This window comes from Metasolibacillus meyeri (assembly GCF_003049505.1).
GTDB classification, from domain to species: Bacteria; Bacillota; Bacilli; order Bacillales_A; family Planococcaceae; genus Metasolibacillus; species Metasolibacillus meyeri.
This window is the reverse complement of record NZ_PYWN01000250.1, coordinates 1-2,120: the sequence shown is the minus strand read 5'-3', so window position 1 is coordinate 2,120 and position 2,120 is coordinate 1. Positions and strand designations below refer to the sequence as shown.

Below are 2,120 nucleotides of genomic sequence, written 5' to 3'. Positions count from 1 at the left end.
AATTCATCGCCATGATTGCGGATAAAATTCGTATTGAGATAGTCGCGAGTTAAGCGTTGGTATATAAGGGTTTATAAGTGGTGGAAATTAAAGGAATGCAGAATTATTTAGCAATAAACTTCCTTTGAGGGCTATAAATAACTAAATGTATATGTGTAAATTTCAACACACTCTAGTTTATCGGGTTACATACAACCAGATGAAAGGGGTGTGTTTTTTGTGCGTAAAAAAGTGGAAAATAAGATAACCGAATTTGATTTACAATTAGACAATTTTATGTTGTATTGTGACGCAAAACATTTATCCAAAAAAACACTAAAAAGCTATGAACAAACACTGACGCTATTTAGGAATTATCTAGTGCAAGAATTAAATATTGAAGATGCTGTAAAAGTTAAGCCTGCTCATATTAGAAAGTATATTCAATATTTGCGTGAACGTGGTAAATACACTGTAACAGCTTTTGATAAGAGTTTGGATATTAACTATCCAAATAGGCGAGATGATTATCAAAAGCCTATGTCGGACACAACAATAGCCAATTACACACGTAATATGAGAGTGTTCTTTAATTTCCTTTTAAAAGAACGTGAAATTAAGGAAAGTCCAATGGAAAATGTTGATAAAATTAAGCCTAAACGTAAAAAGAAACAACTGCTAAAAGAAGATGAATTAAAGCTACTATTTAATTCCTTTAACCTAACAAAATTCCATGAGTATCGGACATGGATACAATTACGATTGATTTTAGATACAGGGCTACGAGCTACGGAATGTTGCATGTTGATGCCAGAGGATATTGACTTTAAAACAAAAGCAATATTAATAAAAAATGCAAAATATGGACATGAACGCTATGTATTTTTTAGTCATAAGATGTCTATTGATTTAAAACGATGGGTGCAACACCATGACAGATATACTGATAGCCCATATTTATTTCCAACGAGCAGAGGAACTCAATTAAACGTAACTAATTTTGAAAGTACGGTAAGAAGGAAAGGGAGAGAAGTGGGTTTACAAGTACATCCTCATTTATTAAGGAATAATTTTGCTAAGTATTATCTATTAAACGATGGAGATTTTGCTACTTTATCACGATTGATGGGGCATTCATCGGTTGAAGTGACACAAAAGGCTTATTTAGATTTTAACGATAAAGAAATAGGTCGTAAATATCAAAAACATAGTCCGTTAAATAATCTGGATATATAGGAGGGCTTACAATGACAACAGTTATCAACACAACACAATACGGTTTACATGAGCTTCACGCGCGGTATGACGCTAAATACAAAGTAGCTACATTTAATAAATATACAGTTTACCACACACGACCAGCCTATAAAATGGGGGAAATTGAATTAACGAAAGAGGATGTATATTTAATGTTAAAGTATTTTTGTGATATGGAAGATAAGCGAGATGAAGCCGCGCACACATGAGGGGATTATGGTTAATAAAGCGATTTACCGTAAACATGCAACATGTCACAAAGCTAACGAATATTCTAAGTTTAAAATATTTAATAAAGATGGTCGACATATTGTAATAGTGGCAGATGTACTATTTAAGCCTCTTTCTATAACAATAGAAGCTTGGATAGGCTAGTTAAGTAAAGCATCTATATGATTATGTAAACAGTTAAATACGACAAGTTATATTATAATGGATAAATTTATTATAAATGAAAATGTAACTATAGCGTAGATGTATTATGTTATAGACATGTTATTTGTATGGTCATCTAAAGCAGTTGTAGTATTAATGCGAGCACCATAATTAATTCATTGAGAGGGTGTCCTAAGTTAGGATGCCTTCTCTTTTTTACTTAACTTTTTAAAAGGGGAGCATGAACATGAATAAACTAGATTTTTATATATTGCGTAGATAAAAAAATATAAAGCTCAAAGAACTAGCGCAATATCTATGTTGTAGTGTGCCGTTATTGTCACAGTACGAAAACGATAAATGTGAAATGAGTTACAACAAGATTGAGAAGTATAAGGATTATATTCTGAATAAATAATTTATAAGATTCGTTGTAAATTTTTAGAGAAAAACGGTATAATGAGTATAGAGAGATAAAAGAAGGGGGAGTATAAAATTAAATTATATCA

2 protein-coding genes are annotated in these 2,120 nt (G+C 31.5%); both read left to right on the top strand.

Annotated features, from left to right (window positions below; all coding sequences use genetic code 11):
- The first annotated feature begins 243 nt into the window (after nucleotides 1-243).
- Nucleotides 244-1,215: a tyrosine-type recombinase/integrase gene (locus C9J34_RS21445; protein ID WP_107842187.1), complete on the top strand. Its 972-nt coding sequence runs from the start codon at nucleotides 244-246 to the stop codon at nucleotides 1,213-1,215.
- Between the two features lie 11 nt (nucleotides 1,216-1,226).
- Nucleotides 1,227-1,445 carry a hypothetical protein gene (locus C9J34_RS21440; RefSeq protein ID WP_107842186.1) on the top strand — a complete coding sequence of 73 codons (219 nt, stop codon included), beginning with the start codon at nucleotides 1,227-1,229 and terminating at the stop codon, nucleotides 1,443-1,445.
- The last annotated feature ends 675 nt before the right edge of the window (nucleotides 1,446-2,120 follow it).

Excerpts from the sequence above, each read along its gene's own strand:
- C9J34_RS21440 (WP_107842186.1), top strand. The coding sequence starts at position 1,227 with ATGACAACAGTTATCAACACAACACAATACGGTTTACATGAGCTTCAC.